The sequence below is a fragment of the uncultured Maribacter sp. genome, from assembly GCF_947496775.1.
In the GTDB taxonomy this organism is placed as follows: domain Bacteria; phylum Bacteroidota; class Bacteroidia; order Flavobacteriales; family Flavobacteriaceae; genus Maribacter_B.
Map to the genome: position 1 here is coordinate 162,834 of NZ_CANMDU010000001.1, position 23,913 is coordinate 186,746.

Consider the following 23,913-nt stretch of genomic DNA (forward strand, 5'->3'; position numbering starts at 1 on the left):
ATACATCAGGAATAAAAAAAGAGATAAGCATTACTACGAAAGCTTATCTCTTTTTTATTTGGTGTAACTCAAAAATAACCTATTATTTATACGTGTAAATTTCCGCTTTCTGGATTCCTATACCCTCCACTGGAAGAAATACGCCCTTTCCTCTATTAGTTTCATCGCCTCCAAGTCTTCGGCCTTTAATCCATTTGTTATTAACCTCTATGTATTCATCTACGGTGCCAATACCAGCTTTTACAGTCTTATCTTTTGGTATAAAGGTAATAACAGCTTTGCTTCCCGTTATGGTAAAATGGTTGTCTCCTGTTTTAAGTATTACGCCATAAGCATCTTCTACTCTGTAACTACCTTTTCTTTTATACAGTTCTGCTCTAACTATATAATCTCCCATGCTAACTTCTATAAATGGTTTGTCTTTACTTAATAAGAAAGCGCTTATTTTATTTTTATTTCCTTGACTTTCTAAAATAGATGGGGATAAATAGTTAACAGCACTATACATTTCTCTAAGTAATGGTTCGTCTTTAGGGTTTACCCTGTCTATACCAAAGGGTGCAACACCCAAAGTATTATAATTTCCAATAGCATATAACATATAGCCTACATATTCTGGTTTTGTCCACCAGGTTTCTGGAATAAAAAGAGGGTCTCCTTGCGTGGTATATTGGTTACACCATTCTACAAAGTCTCCGCCATATATATCCGGACTCATAAAATCTATATCTGGTGCACCAGCTTTCCAAATATCTTTTACTCTTGGTAATGGTCCGCCAGTTGGGAAACCTCCAGGAAGTGGACTGCCTTCATATTCTAACCAAGCATTAACAAACATTGGTAAATTGTATTCCTCTTTGCCTAATTTTGTAACATAGTTCATGTAAGTAGCATATTGCCATGACATAAAAGCCAAGTCTGTCCAAACACTAGAACCAAAAACTTCTTCCCAACTGCCTGATTTTTTATAACTACTAGAGGCCCATAACTCTTTTAATTGCGGCATTAGTGTTTTTTTATTTTTAATTAAATATTCTATTAATGCTTTAGGAACATCCTTTTTAAATTCTTTCTCGGCAATTGCAGAACGGTCTCTAGAATCCTCCATAAGACCAACCTCATTTTCTACTTGTACCATAATAACAGTTCTATGCTCGCTATCCACTTTTTTAATATGCTTCATTAGTTCTGAAAAAGCTTTGGCATCTGCATTACGAGCTTCTAAGCTTAAGGTAGAAACAACCTCTACACTGCCCGAATTTTTTGTTTTTGATCTAGGGAATCTTTTATAGTCTTTTTTTACCCAAAGTGGCGCATAACTAGACATTCCGTTTTTCCATGTGCCAAACCATAGCGGTATTACTTTTAAGTTTTTTTCGCGGGCTCCTTTAAGTATAGCATCTACCACGGTAAAATCAAACTTACCTTCTTCTGGTTCAATCATTTCCCAGCTTATAGCAACTAATACGGTATTTACATTTAGATCTACCATTTGATCCCAAACGGAACCATCATAATCCAAATTTTTACTGGTGTCATTTCCTAAAGTACCACCCACCATGGAATATTCTTTTCTTGGTAATGGTTTTCCGCTAGGAAGCATATGTTCTATACTACCACTAATAGAATTGGATAGTTCCCCAGCAAGCATAAGAAATGGCTTGTTATCTACTATAAGTTGCGTTTTATTTTTTTCTTTTTTGAGGTACGGAATATCTTGGGCTGTAGTACTTGTACAAAAAGAAACTACAACAATAGTAACTATTGTTTTGAGTAAAGAGAATTTTATAGTGTTGTTAGAATTAGAGAGCATAATTTTTTAAATTTTATTAATGTGGGTTGATAGCTATTATTTCTAGAGCCCCACTATTTTTTACTGCAATAATGTTTTTACGTTTATTAATGGTAATAGTTTTAATGTGTTTTACTTCCCCTTGGAGCATTAATCCGCTTTTGTTGGTTTTTATAAGGTCAAAATCACCTTTGGATTTACCCTTTAAAAACAGGCCGTGCGAAGCATCATTTCTTGGTGTTTCTACTTCGGAACCATAGAGGTTTCCTGCCATTAGAATATCAACATTTCTATCTGCATCTAAATCCTCTATTAAAATAGTATTTACCGAAGAAAACTGAATTTCGGTTTGCATGGGTTGTGCTATAAAATGACCACTCTTATTTTCAAAAAATGTGGTAGCAAACGTATTTGCTTTTAAATGGGTAGATTTTTTTAGTTGGTCCTCATTAAAAATATCATTTACCGATGCTTTTCCAAAGGCATCATAGGTAGGAAATTTTTCCTTTAAAAATGGCATTTGTCTAGAAGAACATTCGCGCCCACGAACTGGTACCAACTTTTCATTATCGTAATAACTTAATACAATATCATTACTACCAGAGGCATCAAAATCGCTAGCATAAACTTCAAATGGAGCGTCTTTACTAGCTCTATATTTATAGTTAAGGCCTAAATTCCCTGCGATAATATCTTTGTCTCCGTCATTGTCTATGTCATGTATAGCAAGGCTATACCACCATCCGTTTGTGTTTTTAAAGCCGTAGTCATTTGTCTTTTCTATAAAATCTTTTCCTTTATTATTTTCAAATACTCGTATTGGCATCCATTCTCCTGTAACTACTAAATCTAAATAATAATCGTTATTAAGATCCACCCAAACGGCATCGGTAACCATTCCTAGTTTTTCCCATGTAGCATTACCTTCTATTTCTTTAAATGCTATTTTTCCATTAGCACTATTGTTTTGGAGTATATAGCTTTTTGCAGGTGTGGGGTATTTTCCTGGTATTTGCCGACCACCTATAAATAAATCTGTATCACCATCTTTGTCATAATCTACAGCTTTTATGCAGGAACCGCTTATTGCAATTTTTGGTAGTGCATTAGCTGTTTTTATAAAGTTGCCCTTACCATCATTTACGTACAATCTATCTTCTAAAAAAGAGGATCCTTTTGCATATTCATTACCACCACTTACTACATACAAATCTAAATCACCGTCGTTATCAACATCGATAAATTCTGATGCAACATCTTCATAAGCAGCTTCACTATTCATGAGTGGTATATTTGTTTCTAAAAAAGTACCGTCTTTATTTTGAATATATACAACTCCTTTCATTGATAAGGCCCCTCCAACATGAACATCGTCTAAACCATCTCCGTTTATATCGTCAACAGCTAATGATGGGCCTTCGGTAGACATTTTATGGGGTAGGAGGCTTTCTCTAGAAAAATCATCAAAATTATTTTCTATATGCTTGTAGTCTAATCCTTGAATATTACTTTTTGAAAAGAGATGCTTAGCAGTCTCCTTATTTTCATTTTTAGATACCGCTATTGCATCAGCATAATCTATAGTAATTAATTGATTGGCATCTACATTTTTTATAAGTTGCTGTTTATTGTCTGGCCATATAACTTCTACAGTTGCTTTTGATGAGGTGCCAAGTCCAAAATGTAGTTCTCTAGACATGGCAGACATAAAACCTCTTGAAAAATATAATTCTTGTGTTTGCTTGTTTTCTTCTGTGGTAACCATAACACGAGTACCTATACCATCTATATTTTTTTGTGGTCCTTTTAGTGTAATAGTTACGCTATGGCCTAAGCCTAATTCTTTTGAATTGTTTTTTAAAATAAATGCAGGGTCATCTGTATTATTAACAATAATATCTAAATCGCCATCATTATCCATATCTGCATAAACAGCACCGTTAGAACTTGTTAATGTTTGGTCTCCCCAAACCTTATTCATTTTTGAAAAATTAAGTCCGTCGTTATTTTTAAAGAAAAAGTTCTCTTTTTTTCTTGTTGGCATCTTATCTAAGAGATCAGAAATATAATCTTTAGGTATAAATTTTTTACTTGCAAGAATAGTGTCTTGCTTTTTATTCATGTAATTTACAAAGTCATTATTCCTAAAATCTCTCTTAATTCCGTTAGAAACAAAAAGGTCTTTAAAGCCATCATTATCCATATCAAAAAATAATGGTGCCCAACTCCAATCGGTTCTTGATACTCCTGCTAACTGTGCAAGATTAGAGAATATTGGTACACTATTCTCATTTAAGAAGCCAGAATTTATTTGTAATGCATTATACATGTATTGATGGTGTAATCCTATATCCACTGTATTCTGGAATTTTTTAGGATTCATTCCACTCATACTTGTTTTAATATCGTAATTACTTTCTCCCATCATGTCTACCGTCATAATATCTAACCAACCATCGTTATTTATATCAGACATGTCATTTCCCATTGCAAAAAAAGAAATGTTATTTGTAGCTTCTAAAATTCTATCTGTAAAAGTGCCATCTGCATTATTCATATATAGATGGTCTTTCCCGGAGTAATCATTAGACACATAAATATCTGGCCAAGAATCGTTATTTACGTCTCCTATTGCCACACCCAATCCGTACTCTAAACGATTATGTATGATGCCTGCTTCCTTACTTATATCTGTAAAATAATTAGTATCATTTCGTAATAACCTGTCGTTAGAAACACCACCGTCTACATTTAATAATTCTTCAATAGTAGTATTATCCGGGTATGTTGATGGAAAATGATTTAATAAATACATATCTAAATCGCCATCTTTATCATAGTCAAAAAAAGTTGCTTGCGTGGAACAATCTGCTATATCTAAACCGTATTTTTTTCCTTGTTCTGAAAAAGTGGGAATTTTATGTTCTCCCTTGGTGCCCATATTAATATAAAGCTTATTTCTTCTTTTTTCTTTATCCTTAAATTTTCCAGAGTTAGAAATATAAACATCCATCCATCCATCATTATTTATATCTACAATGGTAACTCCTCCAGAAAATTTTTGCTGATATACTATACCTGTAAATCGTGTTACATCTTTGAATTTTAAACCCCCTTGGTTTAAGAAAATTTGATGCTTTTTTAAAGTTGATACAAAAAACACATCTTTTAACCCATCGTTATTAAAATCGGCAACTGCCAAGCCACTACCATTATAATAGTACTCGTATTGTACACCATTAAATTTCATATTCTCATAAAGCTCATTAGAAAAGTTTATTCCAGTTTCTTCTTTAGAGAGTTTTGTAAATATGGCTTCATTAACCGAATTTAACCCAGATAGTTTAATTTCCTTTTTACAACTACAAAGAATTAGTAATAGAAGTACATAAATCCAATTGATTTTTTTCATCCTAAATTCATTTTCAAATTTTTCGTATTTCTAATATAAAATGTATTTGCTACATTACGGATTTAAAAATAGTATAATCAAAAACGACCCAACGTCATTGTATAATGATATTGAGCCGTTCTTTAAAAAACTAACTCTCAAATTACTCGTAACCAGGATTCTGAACCAAACTTGGGTCAGCTTGTATTTGGGAAATATGTATTGGCAAATAATACATTTTATCTAGCCATACTCTATTTTCGAAACCTGGGTCTATATCTTGTACTGTGTACGTATAATCATAATTATCCTTATCATACGCGTATGTATCTACACTTGCTCCAGATTTTAAAGCTCCAGAAACATTAATTATTTTTACAGGTGCTCCGTGTGTTTCAGCAGGAATCATCCATCTTCTAATATCAAAATATCTAGATTCTTCGTATGCCAATTCTACTCTACGTTCTTTTCTATAAGCTGTAACTAAATCGGCACCACCAGTTGCTGTAATAGCAGGTAAGCCTGCTCTATAACGAACTCTGTTTAACCATGCAATTGCATTGGCATCATCCCCCGTCTCTATACACGTTTCTACAAAATTAAGCATAGCCTCAGTATATCTAAAAAATGGCCAAGGTATGGTTTGAAACTGTTGAAAATCTACTATACTAGGGTCATTATTTATAAACTTTCTTACGTAATATCCTGTTCTTGTTCCGTTCCAATCTTCTACAGGACCTTCTCTTGTATCTAACCCTGGCCATGTTCCACTATTAATTTCATACGATCCCGTTTGTATTTGGTTAGCAGGGTCCCTAGATGCCACATCATCTGTTCTAGGTTTCCAATCTGCACCATCATACAGTATACTTGCATAAAATCTAGGTTCTCTATTGTCGTATGGCGCAGCAGCATGAGCTGGGTTATCCCAATCAAAATCTGAACCATCCTCCATAGCATAAGCGTCTATAAGATTCTGAATAGGCACATTACCTGCCCAGTTATGGTATCCATTGGGGCCATTGAAAAGGCCTATTCGTTTACCTCCCCATTCATCACCCTCTGTATTAAATTGTCTTTCCCATAATATATCTGCTTCTCCTCCATTTTGAGCAAGGGAAACACTTATATAATTCTCCTTTGCATCTTCCAAAGATTCAGGAGCAGACAAACCTGTTTTATAACCACTTGCGTAATCTAAAACAACTTGTGCTGCATTTTTTGCTCTTACCCAACGAGCTTGTTGGTCACCAGAAGTGTACCCAAAAAGTTCAAAATTAGCTCCTCCAAGTAAAGAAGAGTTCGCGGCCGCTTTAGAAGCATCGTGCAAATCGCTTGCAGCATCTAATAACATTCTTGCTTTTAGAGCTAAAGCGGCATCTGCAGTTGCTCTACCTCCATCCATACTTTCTCCGTCTAATAAACCAAATGCAGTGTCACAATCGTTTACAATGAACTCTATACATTCTTCGTACGTATTTCTTGGATTATTAAAATCAGAATCTAAGTCAAAAGGAGCATCTATTAGCGGCACTCCTCCATAAAACCGTACTAATTTATGGTAATAAAAAGCTCTTAAAAACGTAGCTTCTCCCAACAACCTATCTCTTAGAGCATCATCGCCTATATCTCCTTCATTTAATCCTTTAATTGCCAAGTTAGCATTCCTTACGCCAACATAAATATAATCCCATTGATTTTCTTGAGCTATAAATCCAGTATCACTAGAATTAGCTCTCCCTTCTGTGGTAGTGTTAACTTTAGCTCCTGTATGTATAAACACAGATTCATCTGTTAAAGAAGATAACATTTCTGCTCCGAATCCTCCAGTTGACAAATTTTCGTATACATTGGTAACTGCTGCTGCTGCTAAACCAGCGTCATTCCATATAGCAGACTCTGGAGCACCATCTGTAGGTGTTACATTCGTAAAATCATCGTTGCAACTGACTGTTAAAATTAATAAAGTCAGTATGCATATAAAATTATTATTTTTCATACGTATATTTTTTTAGTAATAAATTTAAAATGAGACTTTAAATCCAGTGTTAATTATTTTTTGGTTAGGATAATCTCTACCAGCTGCCTGAAGTCCTTCAGGATCAAATGTAGTATCTGATATCGTAAACAAATTAGATGCACTTACGTAAAACCTAATTTTACTAAGCCCAACTTTACCAACAATTTCTTCTGGGAACGTATAGCCTAGTTCTAAAGTTTTAAGCCTTAAATAATCTGTGTCTTCTAACCAATATGTATTACCACTACTATAGTATTGATCAGCTCTATTGGTTATTCTTGGGTGTACTGAACTTGGGTTATTTACAGACCATCTATTTCTGTAAGTATCTGCTGTATAATTTCCAATTTCACCTGCTTCATTAAAGAATAATTGTACACTTGATCCTGCAGCTCCTTGCATAAAGATAGTAGCATCAAAATTCTTATACCCTAATTTAATGTTTACACCCCCCATAAAAGTTGGGATATTAAATGCGCTTTTATTTGTTCTAAATTGATCATCTGGAGTTATTGCCCCATCGCCAGAGATATCTTTAAATTTCATATCTCCTGGTCTTAAATTATTTGAAATTGCAGAATAATCTAATGTTTCTGCATCAATATCTGCCTGCGAAGCGAAAACACCATCATAAGCATAAACCAAAGGAGCCCCTATAGCGCGTCCTGTTACTTTTTGACGATCAAGTACACCATCTGGCTCATCTATATTAATTATTTTATTCTTGGCCAAACCTCCATTAACTGCTATATTATAGGTGAAATCTCCACTACTATTAAAATAAGCTGCAGTAAAATCAAACCCTTTGTTCTCTACTTCTCCAATATTTTGTCTTGGAGGAGTTATTCCTGTATACGAAGGCAACGAAGCGTTTGGTTGTGTTAATATATTAGTTCGTACATTTTTAAACACATCAAACTCTAAAGACAATTTTCTTTCTAAAAATTTAGCCTCTAAACCAATATTAACGTTGTTAGCTTTTTCCCAAGTTATTCCCGGGTTTGGAACTACTGCCTCTGCTAAAGTGGTTACTTGACCTCCGTTAATAGTATATGTTCCGAAACCATAGGTAGGCAAAAACTGATTTGTCGGAAAATCTTCTTCACTATATCTATCATTTCCTAATTGCCCCCATGATCCTTTTAATTTTAAGAAATTTACAAAAGAACTACCCTTTAAGAAATTCTCTTCCGATAGTACCCAACCAGCTGAAACACCAGGAAAAAACCCGTATCTACTACTTTCCGGAAAGGCATAAGAACCATCATATCTCCAAAGAAATTCTAATAAATACTTCTCTTTAAAATCATAATTAACACGTCCATAATAATTTAATCTTGCCGCATTATTTGAAAGACCACCATTATTTTGCTCAAGAGCCCCTCCTTGATCTAAATTATCAAGTGCAGACGATATAAAAAATCTTCTAAATGCAAACATATTTTCGTCTTGAATGGTTTCTTTATTCAATCCAGCAAGAAAGGAAACACTATGATCCCCTATACTTTTTGCATATTTTAAATTTGCACCAAGAAAAATGTTTAATCTATTGGAGGAAACTTGCGTTAAGTTTGGTTCTGGCGGTCCTTTTTGACCAGCCTCGAGTTCTGGTAAACCATCTGCTCCTAAAGTTGTTCCATCCCAGCTATATAAAGTCCATGGCGTAACCCATGTTTTTTGGTTGTGAAAACTTTTATCAATTGCGGCGGTACCCTGTAAAGACAAACCTTCTACCCACGGAATATCTATATCTAAAACTCCATTAGTCTGTAAAAAATCACTTTTCCCTCTATCATAACCAGTTGCATTAGTTGTTATTACAACAGGTTGTTGACCGTTTTCAATATCTGGACCAGGAAGCCCATTAGGATAGGTTGCAATTTCTGTTGGCCTACCTCTTGTTAACATTCTAAAAATAGCATCAACACTTTCTGTTGGTGCTTTACGTATTTCCTCTCGTAACATAATTCCCATGTTAAATGTAACATGCTCATTTATGTTCATATTCACATTCAATCTAGCATCATATTGCTCATATCCTGTTGCCGAATTTTTATATATTGCGTCTTGACTTAAATAGCCTAAAGAGCTCATATACTGCACTTTTTCCCCTCCACCAGAAACTTGAAAATTATGCTTTTGCTGAGGCGCTGACGTTTTAAATGTTTCGTCGAACCAATTTGTATTTGGATGCCCCCAAGGGTCTTGACCATTTCTAAATAATTCTATATCCTGTGGTGACCATGGAGCATTTACTACAGTACCATCTGGTTGTGTAAAAGTACCTGAAGATGCAAACCCATCCGTAGCACCTTGCCATTGACTTGTTGGTAATTGATAAACTCTTAATTCATTAAGTAATTCGGCATATTGAGGAGCATCAGCCATATCTGGAAGCACTGTTGGTTTTGACCAACCTTGATTAAAAGAATAACTAATTTCTGTTTTACCTTGTCTACCTCTTTTTGTAGTAACTAAAATTACTCCGTTTGCAGCTCTTGCACCATATATAGCAGCAGAAGCATCTTTTAGAACAGAAATATTATCAATATCGGCTGGGTTTATACGAGCCAAACCTCCTGCTCTATCTGGAATTCCATCAATAACAACTAATGCATTGGAATTATTATATGTATTTACACCTCTAATTCTAATGTCTGCATCATCCTGTCCCGGCTCTGCACTTGTTTGCGTTATAAACAAACCAGGAACCCTACCAGCAAGGCTATTCGTAAGGTTTACTGCAGGTGACTTAGTAAGCTCTACCCCTTTTACGGAAGCAACAGAACCAGTAACTGTAGCCCTTTTCTGCGTTCCGTAACCAACCACAACAACTTCTTCTAAAGCGGCAGAATCCGGTTTCATTTGAATATTTAATTGTGTTTTACCTGCAACTATGATTTCTTGATTGGAATATCCTATATAAGAAATCACCAAAACAGGATTTTCACCTTTTAAGGCTAAAGAGAATTTTCCATCAAAGTCCGTGGTAACCCCATTTGTAGTGCCTTTTTCTACAATACTAGCTCCAGGCAACGGAAGTCCATCCTCGTCAATTACAGTTCCGTTAATCTCTAACTGCTCTTTAATTACTGCTAGTTGTTTATCTGGAATAGATTTTTCGACTACCTTATATAACAATATTTTGCGATTATCCACTTCAAAAGAAGTTTGTGTATCTCTAAAAATAGTACCAAGAATGTTATTAATATCCTCCTTATCTACTTTAATTGTTACTTTTCTGTTTAGGTTTACTACATTTGTTTTAAAAATAAACTTAAATTCAGAATTAGCTTCAATCTCATCTATAACAGACGATACTGATGCATCTTTTAAATTTAATGTAATTTTATTTTTTTGTGAGTACGACGGATTTGCCTGTAATGTAAGTACTGTCGTTAAAAGAAAAAGAAGTGATAACTTCATTTTTAGGTTGAGTTTAAACTCCCAAGGTTTATTACCATTAGGATTGAGTTGTTTTTTCATACTTCTAAAGTGTTTTTCAGTGATTTATTTGTTTTAAATAAATTGCTTTATTAGGTCGAGGGATGTTACAGCATTCCTCGATTTTTTTTTTACAAAACAATTATGGAATTAAAAAAAGGTTCATTTCATAAAGTCTGGTGTTTGGTTGTTAGTTAATTAAAATCTTGTTATTAATAATTTCATATTCTATCTCATATACTTTATTGAAATAATTTAAAACTTGCTCAATAGTTTCATCATCTACTCCTATACTAGCATTAAAACTCTCATTATCTATTAACTCCTTGTTATTTACTATTATAGTAACATTATAAAGGCGTTCCAATTTTTTTACTATTTCCTTAAACGGCCTGTTCCTAAAAACAACCGTTCCTGTAACCCATGATGTATACACAGAAGTGTTTACTTTTTTCGTTGTAATATTTTTTTCTATTTTATTGTATGTTCCTTTAAATCCAGGTTCTAAAACAATCTCATTTTCATTATAATTAAGTTTTTTTTGCGAGTCCATACCTACTTTCCCTTCCACCAACACAACATCTACCCTGGAGTCTTCTTCGTAAGTTTGAACGTTAAATTTAGTCCCTAATACTTGCACATTAAGTTCTTCCGTGTCTACAATAAATGGGTGAGATTCGTCTGTTGTAACATCAAAAAAGGCTTCTCCATTTAAAAAAACCTGCCTATTTAAGCCCTTAATAAATTTAACTGGGTACCGTATAGAACTACCTGAATTTAAAAAGACACTGGTACCATCTGATAAAACAATGTCAAACTTTTTACCATAAGGCACTGTTAGCTTATTATAAACTAACTTTTCTATATGCTTATCGTTTCCATACACCAATTTATCTCCTTGTTGTGCTCCAACCACATTACCATTAACATCTACAACTGTTGAAGTACCTTCTTCAGAGATTACCTGAATATTACCATTTTCTAACTCTAAGGTTATAAATTCCTCTTTTGGAACAACTACGTTATTTGTCTGTTTTTCTAAAAAAGCATTTTGAAAGAAATAGCCAATGCCTATAAATAAAATAGAAATAGCAGCGTACTTAAAGACTGTTTTTAATCTTAAATTATACAAAGGATTTTTATCTTTCCTTATTTCTTTAAGCAAGCGTTCTCTAATTTCACTAGAATCTGGGTTGTTCATACTAATGGTAATGGCATAATGCGCCTTTATAAATTTCTCAAAAACTTGCTTATTCATAGGGTCTTCAACCCAAGTATTAAGAATATCTAATTCATTGCTATTAGCAGATTTGTTTATATACCTAATAAGAATATTCTTAATTTCTGATGTAGTCATTAAACAAGCTTTGTTAATAGTAATACAAGACAAAATGCCTATACCCTAATGTTTTGTTAATTTTTTTTTTAAATTCGCATTCTTTCACTCTTTCTTTTGTCATTTTTATATAATTTTAATAGTAATGGATTTAAACGAAAATAAAAAGCTAATTAATCAACTTAGAAAAGGGGAGGAAAAAGCATATATGTTTTTATTAGATAAATATCATAGAAGATTGCATGCTTACGCTTTAACCTTGATAGACGATCATAGTTTAGCACAAGATATTGTCCAAAATGTATTTTTAAAAACTTGGCAGTATCGTAAAAAACTTAACCATAAATTTACTATTCAAAGTTTTTTATATAAATCTGTTTATAATGAGTTTGTAAATACCTTTAAGAAGGACAAATCCATTATGCTTTTACAAATGAAATACTACGAAGCTCTACATCAAGAAGTTGAAAAAACAGATGAAAAAACATTAGAAGAAATAACACAATTAGTTACTAAAGAAATTGAAAAACTCCCACCCAAATGCAAACAAATTTTCTCTTTAAGTAAAAAAGAAGGGTTAACCAATATGGAAATCTCGGAGTATTTAAACATATCCACAAAAACTGTGGAAGCTCATATTACTAAAGCATTTTCTATTCTTAAAGAAAAATTAGATGGCAAAATAGAAATTTCTCTTTTTTTAATGTTCGGGTTCAATTTTCCTAAAAATGCAACATAACATTTTTAATAAAATTAATAACACTACTAATACTAAAGAACCAAATTTTAATTTTACTTGTACCACTAAAATTCTTTAAACTCAGAATTACATTAAAAAAATTGCATTTAGTTAAATAGCAAATTGAAACAATAACCCATACCCTCTACCCCATCTTTACTATTCCTAACAAAAGTTAATTGCAAATTCAAAAAAAGGATGATTATGATTAACAGATTAGAATTTTCGATTAATATCAAGGCAAAAAAAACTACAATTTGGAAAGCTCTCTGGGACGAAAACAACTATCGTAATTGGGCTGGTATATTTGCGGAAGGCTCTCATTATGTAACCGATGATTGGAACCAAGGTAGCAAAGTTATGTTCCTTGGTCCAGACGGAAATGGTATTTTTAGTAGTATCGAAACGCATATTCCGAATAAATTTATACAGTTTAAGCATTTAGGAAGTGTTGTAAAGGGCAAAGAACAACCCCTTACTGATGAAACAAGGAAGTGGTCCGGGGCCACCGAAAATTATTCATTGTATGAAGGGACAGATTCAATTACTCTGGTTATTCAGATCGATGTACTTAAGGAGCATTTGGAATTTACGACAGCAAAACTTCCAAAAGCTCTAAAAAGAATAAAGGACAACTGCAGAGAACAATAGCTACATTGTATAGAGTAGCCTGTTTTTTTTAAAATTAACTAATATTTCGATTTTCTTATAAACCTTACTAGCTTTCTTTTGATTTCAGCTCTATAATATAAAACCTAAGTATCATTCAAATTTTAAGAAAACCGTAAAAAAGACGTAGCTTACAAAATAGATGTTACATTAAATATCTCAAGTCGAATTTCTAAATCACTCTTCCTTTTTAACTATTTTTATATTCTTAATATATTATCTTCAACATAAAAAATACAAGCAGAACCCGTACCAAATATAACCAACAAACACAATAATCGAATGGCGAAGAACAAAACGATTGTTACCGAAATAGTTGTTACTGATTTTATCAATTCTTATGTTGAAAATGAGCAAAAAAAATTGGATAGTCTTAAACTCATAAAACTAATGAGTAAATGGTCCGGTTTTGAACCAAGAATGTGGGGGCCAACCATTATTGGCTTTGGAAAATATCATTACAAATATGCAAGTGGCCATGAGGGAGATGCGCCGGTACTTGGGTTCTCTCCAAGAAAAACGCAGTTTTCATTATATATTTATTCTAAAACAAAGAAGAACGATACCTTACTCCAAAAGCTTGGTACATTTAAAATGGGTAAAGCCTGTATATATGTTAAAAAACTTGCTAACATTGATACATTAATCTTAGAACAAATTTGTAAGGAAACAATCGCGTATCTGAATGAAAATCATGAATGCGGGGCATGCAAAAATTAATAGTAACATATTAACAAAGACTCCAATAAAAAACCTTACTTCCGTAACATTTAAATCTCAATAATAGAGTATTGAGATTATTGATAAATAAATGAGAAAAAAAACAATTTTAAGTTCCTTATAACATTCTTTTCTAAAAGAATAGCTCTTTACTACTTTTATATAGTCTACCTTCCCCAAAAAAATGACGATAGAGCACAAAGTGCAATTGGTAGAAAAGCTATTCTTCCAATTAGAAAAGGAAAGTGCAAAATTTGCTCAATCTTCAGGACTTCATTGTATTTCAGGATGCGGAAAGTGTTGTTCTCATCCCAATATAGAAGCCTCTCCGTTAGAGTTTTTACCTTGGGCTTTTCATTTATTTAAGAATAACGAAGGAGAAAACACTCTAAATTTGCTTAGCCAAACCAAGAATAAAATTTGTTTTATCTATACAACTAGTACAAATACTGAACGGGGCTCATGCAATAATTACAAGTATAGAGGTTTAATTTGTAGATTATTTGGTTTTGCAGCTAACACGGACAAATATGGAAAATTAAGATTAACCACTTGTAAAACCATAAAAGAAAACCAGACAGACAACTACCTCTCTACCAACAAAGCTATTACTCAAGGTTTAAGCGTACCTATATTTACGGAATATTACATGCAATTAAATCAAATAGATTTTACTTTAGGAAAAGTAATATTACCCGTTAACGAAGCATTGAAAAGAGCTCTAGAAGAAGTACTACATTATTACGCCTACCATCCTTTTCCAGATATACAAAAATAAAAACCCGGGAACAACCCCGGGTTTAACGCACTAATACTACTAAGATATAAGGTTTAACGTAAACGATCTACAGATTTTACAAGATCTTCATCCTTCTTTATGGCTCTGTTTGCCAGAACTAAAAAAACGATAGAAAATACAGGAATCAACATCCCAATACCCTTCTCAGAAACCAAAGTTTCTCCGGATAAATTTAGAGACCAATAAACGAAAAATCCTAGTAAAAAAAGATTAAATATCATGTTCAATCTGTTCACTACAAATTGATTTTTTCTTTGTTTAAAAAGCAATATAGCAACAACAGCCAATGCCGAAATGCTATAAAAAGCTATTGCAATAATAACGTCTTGTTTTGCAAAAAATTCTATTCCTTTGTTATCTTTCCATAAAGGCAATACCAGCGGAAGTATCGCACTTAGTAAAACAACAAATAACATATAAACCGATTGTATTCTTTGAATCATAAAGTAATTTGCCTTTGCTACTGCAAAAATAGGAGTCTTTTTTAAAAATAACCCTGCAATCTTAAAAATAATTTGTATTATTGTTACGTTATTGAAAAACACTTACCAAAAAAAGGGAATCTTTTCCCTTAATAAATTCCCAAGTAACAACACTTCATAAATAAGTCAAAAAAAAAGACATACTAATTTATTCCATAATTAATGTTTGAGATTTCAGATTTAAAATCAAAAAAGCTTCCTGAGCTTCAGGAAATTGCAAAAGGATTAAATGTTCCTAAATACAAGACACAAAAAAAATTAGATTTGGTATACCAAATCTTGGATGTACAAGCCGCTAATCCTAAAGCTGCTGCAGAAGTTATTAAAACAGAGCCAAAAGGTAAAGCTAATATCAAAGCTGCGCCTGCTCCTAAAGTACAAGCTGAAAAAGTTGCAGAAACTTCTGCTGCCAAGCCAGCCCCAAGAAAACCAAGACCAAAAATCACAAGAAAAATAGCGGAACCTGCTAAAGATGTAAAGACAGAAGCAAAAGCAACCGTCCCAACACCTAGAAAAGATGTATCTGAAACAACTAATGCTCCTAAAGTAGCAGAAGCTACCAAAACCGAAATTACAGAAGAAAAAAGGCCTAGACCTAGACCTAGACCAGCACAAAACCAGAATAACGGTAGCGATAAAAAAGATTTTCACAAAAAAACACCGCAGCACAAAAATCAAAATACACCAAGACCTCGTCCTGGAAAACAGGAAAAGAATAATAATTTTGATAAAGACTTAAAAAATAGGTATAAAGAGCCTGAATTTGAGTTCGATAGTATTATTGCTAGTGAAGGAGTTTTAGATATAATGCAAGATGGCTATGGCTTTCTTCGTTCATCGGACTACAACTATTTATCCTCACCGGATGATATTTATGTGTCTCAATCGCAAATTCGTTTATTTGGCTTAAAAACAGGAGATACAGTTCTTGGTAATGTAAGACCTCCTAAAGAAGGTGAAAAATATTTCCCTTTAATAAAGGTTAATAAAATTAATGGTATAGACCCTCAAATCGTAAGAGATCGTGTTTCATTCGAGCATTTAACTCCGTTATTTCCGCAGGAAAAATTTAGATTAGCAGAACGTCAAAGCTCTATATCTACACGTATTATAGATTTATTTTCTCCGATTGGTAAAGGACAAAGAGGTATGATTGTTTCCCAGCCCAAAACTGGTAAAACTATGCTTCTTAAAGATATAGCGAATGGCATTGCTGCAAACCACCCTGAAGTATATCAAATTATATTGTTAATAGATGAACGTCCTGAGGAAGTTACTGATATGCAACGTAATGTTAAAGGAGAAGTTGTTGCTTCTACTTTCGACAAAGAACCTTCTGAACATGTTCGTATAGCTAATATAGTATTAGAAAAAGCGAAACGTTTAGTAGAATGCGGTCATGATGTTGTAATCTTATTAGACTCTATAACCCGTTTAGCTAGAGCATATAATACCGTACAACCTGCTTCTGGTAAAGTATTAAGTGGTGGTGTAGATGCTAATGCATTAAACAAACCAAAACGTTTCTTTGGTGCTGCACGTAACATTGAAAATGGCGGCTCTCTTTCCATAATTGCTACAGCTCTTACAGAAACGGGCTCTAAAATGGACGAAGTGATATTTGAAGAATTTAAAGGTACTGGTAACATGGAATTACAATTAGACCGTAAAATATCTAATCGAAGAATATTCCCTGCTATTGACCTAACCTCTTCAAGCACAAGAAGAGATGATTTGCTATTAGATAAAGACACAATACAGCGTATGTGGATCATGCGTAAATATCTTGCTGATATGAACCCTGTAGAAGCTATGGAATTTATTGAACAACGCTTTAAGCAAACTAAAAACAATGAAGAGTTTTTGATGACTATGAATCAATAAACCTTAATAAAATAAATACCAAAGCCCAATAATTACCCTATTGGGCTTTTTTATTCCTTACCTAGGTCTTACTTTATGCAGAAAGACCTTGTATTACAGAAGATTAAATCCTTTTTAATATCTTTAACCAGCAAAGAGAAATATCCCCCATTTTTCTGAAGTAGTATTATTAATGCCTAAATACACTTAAGACTATGGTTATTATTATCCAAAAATTACTGACTTTCGTTTTACTCTTAATTTTGTTTACTTTTTTCGGCAGCTGTCAAGAAGAAATTAAAAAAAATGACATAGTTGCTCCCAAACAAATTATTCCCATAACTGAAGCTCAAAATATGTATACTAATTATACTGAGCGGAGATTGCCTTTAATTAAAAAATACGAAGATTCTATAAACAGAAACTCTGGCATTGAAAAAGAGTTCGACGTTGCAAGATTTGTTTCTTACGACTACCAAACTATAAAACAATATCTTGCCTTTATTGAAAATGAAGCAGAAAAAGCAAATGTAGATATATCAACTCTACGTTTTTACTTTTCTAATTATCCAGATAAGCCGTTTTTTGAAAATAAAGATTCTGTTTTACACCCTAGGCAAAATTCAATTATACTCTCGCCCACTATTAAAAAAGAAAATAGAGATTATTTATTTTACATTGGTGGTAGTGAATCACAACCACAACCAATATTACTTTTAGATAATTTTGAAGAAATTAGAGGACTGGGTTTAAGCAAAACTCATTTAAAATCACATGCCTCATTAGTTCCTAATTTCGTAAAACCCAACCCTATATTTGCAAGTAAAAGTTTAACCATGAATAGAGGTGGTAGCGCACCTCCACCACAACACCAATAGAACCAAAACTGTAAATCGATTTAATGGAAATTACATATAATGAAATTCTTGAGAATATTTTCGTCCCTCTCTACGGCATTTCGTTATTACTATCTATTGTTTACTATAAAAAATATTTTGAATCCACCTTAAGATATCTGCCTATTATAATAGGATACACTTTCGCTAATGAAATTCTTGGAATCTTAATTAAGAATAAAGAAACATTTCAAATTGTGTATTCAGAAGGAAACAAGATTAATAATAATATTATTTTTAATATTTGGGAAATCATCTTTTTTCTTTACTTTTTCAATATTTTTTGGAAAGCCTTAGAAAAAACTAGATATAAAAAAATAATAAAATACGGAGCTGGATTATACATTATAACCTCTTTTATAAACCCCTTTATTCAAAGTTTCGTTTTATATCCTCAGGCCTACGCTTTAACAATTGCATCAATAGTACTAATATTATCTACTATTTTTTATTTTATAGAACTAAAACAAAACAGACAATCTACTCCTATTACAAACGATTTACTATTCTGGATTAGCATAGGACTATTTGTATTTCATCTTTTTTATCCTTTTATTATGGGTCTCATCTGCTACAAATACGACATTTTTATTAAATGGAATATTAGACCATTACACTTATCACTAATAGTTTTTATGTACAGCTGTTTTATCATTGGCTTTTTTCGAATGAGGTATATTAAGCCCATTTCAAAAAATTAAGTACAAAAAAAGCTCCCTCATTTATATAAGGGAGCTTCTATAGTTTTGTAAAGAGTATAGCTTATAGAGCAGCTACTTGTTTTGCTAATTTGCTTTTTAAATTAGCCGCTTTATTAGAATGAATAATATTACGTTTAGCTAAACGATCAATCATACTAACAACTGTAGGAAAAAGTGCTTCTGCATCTTTCTTATTTTCCTCAGAACGTAACTTACGTAACGCATTACGCATTGTTTTATGCTGATACCTGTTACGTAAGCGTACTGCTTCGTTTCTTCTAATTCTCTTTAATGCTGACTTGTGATTTGCCATCTTTTCTTTATTATTATGTTTTTGTTAGGGATATTATCCCAATTTTGTAGTCCGTAGGGGAATCGAACCCCTGTTACCAGGATGAAAACCTGGCGTCCTAACCCCTAGACGAACGGACCGTTAAGACATTTCAAATTCAATATTTCAGAATTCATTTGTAGTCCGTAGGGGAATCGAACCCCTGTTACCAGGATGAAAACCTGGCGTCCTAACCCCTAGACGAACGGACCATACATTGTGTAAATGCGGATGCAAAAATACAATTATTTTTCACTATCGCAACACCTGTACTTATTTTTTTTTAAATTAATATGCTTTTGCAAACAACACCCTTCTTTTAGAGGGCTTCCCAGAGATCATATCTACTCCATTTTCTTCTTTTACATCGATAGGAATACATCTTATGGTTGCTTTTGTTTCTTCTTTTATTTTATCTTCCGTTTCTATAGTTCCATCCCAATGGACAGAAACAAACCCTCCTTTGCCATTTATTACTTCTTTAAACTCTTCATAAGTATCTACTTCTGTAATATGACTTTCTCTATGAGACAATGCTTTTGCATGAATATTACGTTGAATATCCTCCATTAAAAATTCAATCTTTGAAATAACGTCTTCCGCAGGAACTGTAACCTTTTCTAAAGTATCTCTCCTTGCTACTTCATAAGTTCCATTTTCTAAATCTCGTTGTCCAATAGCAATTCTTACAGGTACGCCTTTTAACTCGTACTCATTAAACTTAAATCCAGGTTTATGAGTATCTCTATTATCATACTTTACCGTAATACCTTTTGCTCTAAGCTCTTTTACTAACGGATTTATCTTTTCCGAAATGGCATCTAACTGATCCAACCCTTTATAAATTGGAACTATTACCACCTGTATCGGAGCCAACATTGGAGGTAAAACCAAACCATTATCATCACTATGAGTCATAATTAATGCCCCCATCAATCGAGTTGAGACGCCCCATGAAGTCGCCCAAACATGCTCTTTCTTCCCCTCTTTATTCGCAAATTTAACATCAAAAGCTTTGGCAAAATTCTGCCCTAAGAAATGTGAAGTCCCCGCCTGCAAAGCTTTTCCATCTTGCATTAAAGCTTCTATACAATATGTTTCTACTGCCCCTGCAAAACGTTCGCTTTCTGTTTTTAAACCCTTAATCACCGGCATAGCCATATGGTTTTCCGCAAAATCTGCATAAACATGCATCATTTGTTCCGCTTCTTCAATAGCCTCTCTTTCCGTAGCATGAGCTGTATGCCCTTCTTGCCATAAAAATTCTGCTGTCCTAAGAAAAAGACGGGTGCGCATTTCCCAACGCACCACGTTTGCCCATTGATTAATAAGCAATGGTAAGTCTCGGTAAGACTGAATCCATTTGCGATACGTATCCCAAATAATAGTTTCTGAAGTTGGCCTTACAATTAATTCTTCTTCTAATTTAGCATCTGGATCCACAATTACTCCAGAGCCATCCTCCGCGTTTTTTAACCTATAATGTGTAACAACTGCACATTCTTTAGCAAAGCCTTCTACATGACTGGCTTCTTTACTTAAATAAGATTTAGGTATAAAAAGAGGGAAATAGGCATTCTCATGACCCGTTTCCTTAAACTTTTTATCTAATGCTGCCTGCATTTTTTCCCATATAGCATAGCCATAAGGCTTAATAACCATACAACCACGAACCCCTGAATTTTCAGCTAAATCCGCTTTTACTACAAGTTCATTATACCATTTAGAATAATCCTCGCTTCTCTTCGTTAATTTTTTACCCATTATATGTAGTTTGGCACAAAACTTGTGTTTATGTTATCGAAATAATTCGGTAAAACTAATTATTTTTACTATGTTCAACAATTAATTTTACAACGATGATACATTCTCTACCCCTTTCTCGACTAAGTGCAGCGTTTTCATTAGCGATTTTAGGCATTTTTACTATTTCTTGTGGATCCTACCAACAGGCGTCCTACTATGATAATGACGGTATTTATTCTGAAGATAGCACTCCTGTTGCTGTAGCAGAACAAAGACAAAGGCAGCCTATAAAAACTCAGAAAAAAAATAATACCTATACTGATTATTTTGGTCAAAAAGCTAATCAATATGATGAAATACTAGACAATGAGATTTTTACTGATGTAGATTCTTATACAAGTCAAGTAGAAAATGACACTATTCAAGATAGCCAATTAACCGATTATTATACTTCTGATAATGATTATGAAGGATACGGTAATTGGGGAGAAAACGTATCTAATGTTAATATTACTTTCCATGATAATGGATGGAATAACTATGGTTGGGGTGGCTATGGTTGGAACAACTTTGGTTGGGGTGGTTACGGATGGAACAACTTCGGATGGGGTGGTTACAATTCTTGGGGATGGAATAATTATGGCTGGAGAGGCTACAACCCATGGGGATGGGGAGGTAACTTCTATGGTTTTGGCGGAGGATTTTATAATGCTTGGTGCCCTCCTTACGGATATGGATTCAACAATTATTACGGATATAATAGGTTCAATAGATACCCATACAACACCAGATATACTAGCCGAAATTATGCTTACAACAATGCAAGAAGAGGTTATTACAATAGGAATGGCTCTGCTAATAGCCGATCTAGTGTAGCATTAAGAGGTAGATCCAATGCAAACGCAAGAGGAACTTCACCTAGATATAGAAGCACAAACTCACGTTCTTCAATGAACAGAAATAGCACAATTTCTCGTAGTTCTAAAGCTTACAGAGGCAATACCGCTACAAGAAGATCTGTTGGAGTAGATCAAAATAGAAGCTATAGAACGAGCAGAAGTACTAGAGCCACTCCAAGATATAATAGCTCTTCTAGAACAAGCCAAACATACAGAAGCAACAGTCCAAGAACTAGTACATATCGAAGTGGGAGTACTACTTCTGGAAGTACACGAACAGCTCCAAGAACATCTGCCTACCGCAGTCCATCTAGTAGAACAAGTAGCTCTAGAACAAATCAATCATACAGAAGCTCTTCTCCCCGTAGAAGTTCTTATAGTTCAGGCAGTAGAAGCAGCTCTTCTAGTAGAAGTTCTAGCTCCGCAAGAAGTAGTTCTTCTAGTAGCAGAAGTAGTTACAGCTCAGGGAGAAGCTCTCGAAGTAGCAGTTCTGGAAGATCATCTGGCGGTAGCGGTCGTAGCAGCAGAAGGCAATAACACCTAGCCCAAAATCTATATTTTATTATAATAAATACTTTTAAAATGAAAAAAATAGTAACTTTCATAATACTATTGGCATGCACAACTATCAATGCTCAAAACAGTACAGATGTACTTCGATATAGTTTAGACAACACTCAAGGAACTGCTCGTTTTCAATCTATGAGTGGTGCCTTTGGAGCTCTAGGGGGAGATTTATCTGCTTTAAATGTAAACCCTGCAGGATCAGCTGTATTTAACAATAGCTTATTTACAGTTTCTGGTACGGCTTATGATAGAAATAACTCATCTAGCTATAACAACACTAGAAACAAAACAGAAGAAAATTACATAAATATTAACCAAGCAGGTGGGGTTTTTATTCTTAAAAGCTCCGGAAACTCTAACTGGAAAAAAATAGCTCTAGCTATTAATTATGATGTTGTTAGTAATTTTGATAACGAAATTCTCACTTCAGGAACTAGCCAACAAGGGATTGATAATTATTTTTTAAACTTTGCTCAAGGTGTAACTTTGGGATCTATAAGTAGACAGCAAGGAGAGTTTTTAGAGGATGCTTATTTAGATATCGGGGCCAACCAAGGATTCTCTGACCAACAAGCTTTTCTAGGGTATTATGGGGGAGTTATTGACCCTATAGACGAAATAGATGATAATACTCAATACATAAGAACAGCCGAATACAACAGTATAAACCAAGCATTATTAAAAAACACCTCTGGTTATAACAGTAAACTAACTTTAAACATAGCCTCTCAATACCAAAACAATTTATACTTTGGCGCTTCTTTAAATTTTCATAATGTTTTTTATCAAGAATATAAAGAATTTACTGAGACTGGATATAATTCCGATTCCCCTATTCAACGAACTATTTTTGACAATTCTTTAAGAACAGAAGGAAATGGGGTATCTTTAAATATTGGAGCTATTGCTAAATTAAATAAAAATGTACGTATTGGCGGTAGTTATCAATCTCCTACTTGGTATAGGTTGGATGATGAATTTTCACAACGAATAGACTCTGACCTAGGGGATGAAAATATTAACTTTATAAATTTTAATGTTGTTAATTTATTCGACACTTACACCATTAAAACACCAAGCAAACTTACCGGTAGTTTAGCTCTTATTTTTGGTAAGGACGGTTTATTAAGTTTTGATTACGTTTACCAAGACATGTCTAAAGGAGAGTTAAGACCAACGACGGATAGCAGTTTTTCTATTGAAAATGATAACATTCGTAATAATCTAAATGCCGTTTCTACTTTGAAAATTGGTGGAGAGTATAGAATTTCAAGAGTAAGCCTAAGAGCAGGTTATCGTCACCAACAAAGTCCATATGCGGATAATAATTTAATTGGGGATTTAACCAGCTACTCTGCGGGAATTGGATACAACTTTGGAGGGAGTCGTTTAGATTTTTCCTTAAACCAAACCGAACAGGATTCTAGCGAACGTTTATTTAGTACTGGCATAACTACACCTACAATGATAAACAGAATAAATACCAATGCTACTTTAAGTTACACTCTTAACTTTTAA

At 33.6% G+C, this 23,913-nt stretch carries 16 protein-coding genes and 2 tRNA genes; 8 read left to right on the top strand and 10 right to left on the bottom strand.

Annotation, left to right across the window (positions count from 1 at the left end):
• Positions 1–82 precede the first annotated feature (82 nt).
• The 5 genes from Q0856_RS00795 to Q0856_RS00815 form a co-directional block, all read right to left on the bottom strand.
• Positions 83–1,813, bottom strand: a complete 1,731-nt coding sequence (locus tag Q0856_RS00795) for a DUF5597 domain-containing protein (RefSeq protein ID WP_298501711.1) — start codon at positions 1,811–1,813, stop codon at positions 83–85.
• Between the two features lie 16 nt (positions 1,814–1,829).
• Positions 1,830–5,204, bottom strand: a complete 3,375-nt coding sequence (locus tag Q0856_RS00800) for a VCBS repeat-containing protein (RefSeq protein WP_298501714.1) — start codon at positions 5,202–5,204, stop codon at positions 1,830–1,832.
• 142 nt (positions 5,205–5,346) lie between these two features.
• Complete coding sequence (locus tag Q0856_RS00805) at positions 5,347–7,182, bottom strand: RagB/SusD family nutrient uptake outer membrane protein (protein WP_298501717.1); 1,836 nt, start codon at positions 7,180–7,182, stop codon at positions 5,347–5,349.
• A 24-nt stretch (positions 7,183–7,206) separates the two neighbouring features.
• Positions 7,207–10,689: a TonB-dependent receptor gene (locus Q0856_RS00810; protein ID WP_298501720.1), complete on the bottom strand. Its 3,483-nt coding sequence runs from the start codon at positions 10,687–10,689 to the stop codon at positions 7,207–7,209.
• A 148-nt stretch (positions 10,690–10,837) separates the two neighbouring features.
• Positions 10,838–12,004 (bottom strand): FecR family protein, encoded by a 1,167-nt coding sequence (locus tag Q0856_RS00815; RefSeq protein ID WP_298501723.1) that lies wholly within the window; start codon positions 12,002–12,004, stop codon positions 10,838–10,840.
• 124 nt (positions 12,005–12,128) lie between these two features.
• On the opposite strand from Q0856_RS00815, the gene Q0856_RS00820 reads away from it, so the two are divergent.
• From Q0856_RS00820 to Q0856_RS00835, 4 genes are all read left to right on the top strand, one after another.
• Complete coding sequence (locus Q0856_RS00820) at positions 12,129–12,722, top strand: RNA polymerase sigma-70 factor (RefSeq protein WP_298472954.1); 594 nt, start codon at positions 12,129–12,131, stop codon at positions 12,720–12,722.
• 204 nt (positions 12,723–12,926) lie between these two features.
• Entirely contained in the window at positions 12,927–13,373 is a 447-nt protein-coding gene (locus Q0856_RS00825) for a hypothetical protein (RefSeq protein ID WP_298501726.1), read from the top strand.
• A 300-nt stretch (positions 13,374–13,673) separates the two neighbouring features.
• Complete coding sequence (locus Q0856_RS00830) at positions 13,674–14,111, top strand: DUF1801 domain-containing protein (protein WP_298472960.1); 438 nt, start codon at positions 13,674–13,676, stop codon at positions 14,109–14,111.
• Between the two features lie 184 nt (positions 14,112–14,295).
• A complete protein-coding gene (locus Q0856_RS00835; RefSeq protein WP_298472963.1) occupies positions 14,296–14,889 on the top strand; it encodes a YkgJ family cysteine cluster protein in 594 nt (197 codons plus the stop codon).
• A gap of 53 nt (positions 14,890–14,942) precedes the next feature.
• On the opposite strand, the gene Q0856_RS00840 is transcribed toward Q0856_RS00835, so the two are convergent.
• Positions 14,943–15,353: a DUF4293 domain-containing protein gene (locus Q0856_RS00840; protein ID WP_298472965.1), complete on the bottom strand. Its 411-nt coding sequence runs from the start codon at positions 15,351–15,353 to the stop codon at positions 14,943–14,945.
• A 201-nt stretch (positions 15,354–15,554) separates the two neighbouring features.
• On the opposite strand from Q0856_RS00840, the gene rho reads away from it, so the two are divergent.
• Together rho and Q0856_RS00850 are read left to right on the top strand one after the other, a co-directional pair.
• Positions 15,555–17,276 (top strand): transcription termination factor Rho, encoded by a 1,722-nt coding sequence (gene rho, locus Q0856_RS00845; RefSeq protein ID WP_298472968.1) that lies wholly within the window; start codon positions 15,555–15,557, stop codon positions 17,274–17,276.
• A 194-nt stretch (positions 17,277–17,470) separates the two neighbouring features.
• On the top strand, positions 17,471–18,133 hold the full coding sequence (locus tag Q0856_RS00850) for a hypothetical protein (protein ID WP_298501729.1): 663 nt from the start codon (positions 17,471–17,473) through the stop codon (positions 18,131–18,133).
• A gap of 780 nt (positions 18,134–18,913) precedes the next feature.
• Here Q0856_RS00850 and rpsT read toward each other — a convergent pair.
• The 4 genes from rpsT to proS form a co-directional block, all read right to left on the bottom strand.
• Positions 18,914–19,165, bottom strand: a complete 252-nt coding sequence (rpsT, locus tag Q0856_RS00855; RefSeq protein ID WP_298472974.1) for a 30S ribosomal protein S20 — start codon at positions 19,163–19,165, stop codon at positions 18,914–18,916.
• A 47-nt stretch (positions 19,166–19,212) separates the two neighbouring features.
• Positions 19,213–19,284 (bottom strand) — tRNA-Glu (locus Q0856_RS00860).
• A gap of 39 nt (positions 19,285–19,323) precedes the next feature.
• Positions 19,324–19,395, bottom strand: a tRNA-Glu gene (locus Q0856_RS00865).
• 76 nt (positions 19,396–19,471) lie between these two features.
• The gene (gene proS, locus Q0856_RS00870; protein WP_298472977.1) at positions 19,472–20,947 is read right to left on the bottom strand and encodes a proline--tRNA ligase; all 1,476 of its coding nucleotides are present in this window, start codon (positions 20,945–20,947) and stop codon (positions 19,472–19,474) included.
• Between the two features lie 95 nt (positions 20,948–21,042).
• Between proS and Q0856_RS00875 the strand changes: the two genes are divergently transcribed.
• A complete protein-coding gene (locus Q0856_RS00875) occupies positions 21,043–22,365 on the top strand; it encodes a hypothetical protein (RefSeq protein WP_298472980.1) in 1,323 nt (440 codons plus the stop codon).
• A gap of 45 nt (positions 22,366–22,410) precedes the next feature.
• On the top strand, positions 22,411–23,913 hold the full coding sequence (locus Q0856_RS00880) for an outer membrane protein transport protein (protein ID WP_298501732.1): 1,503 nt from the start codon (positions 22,411–22,413) through the stop codon (positions 23,911–23,913).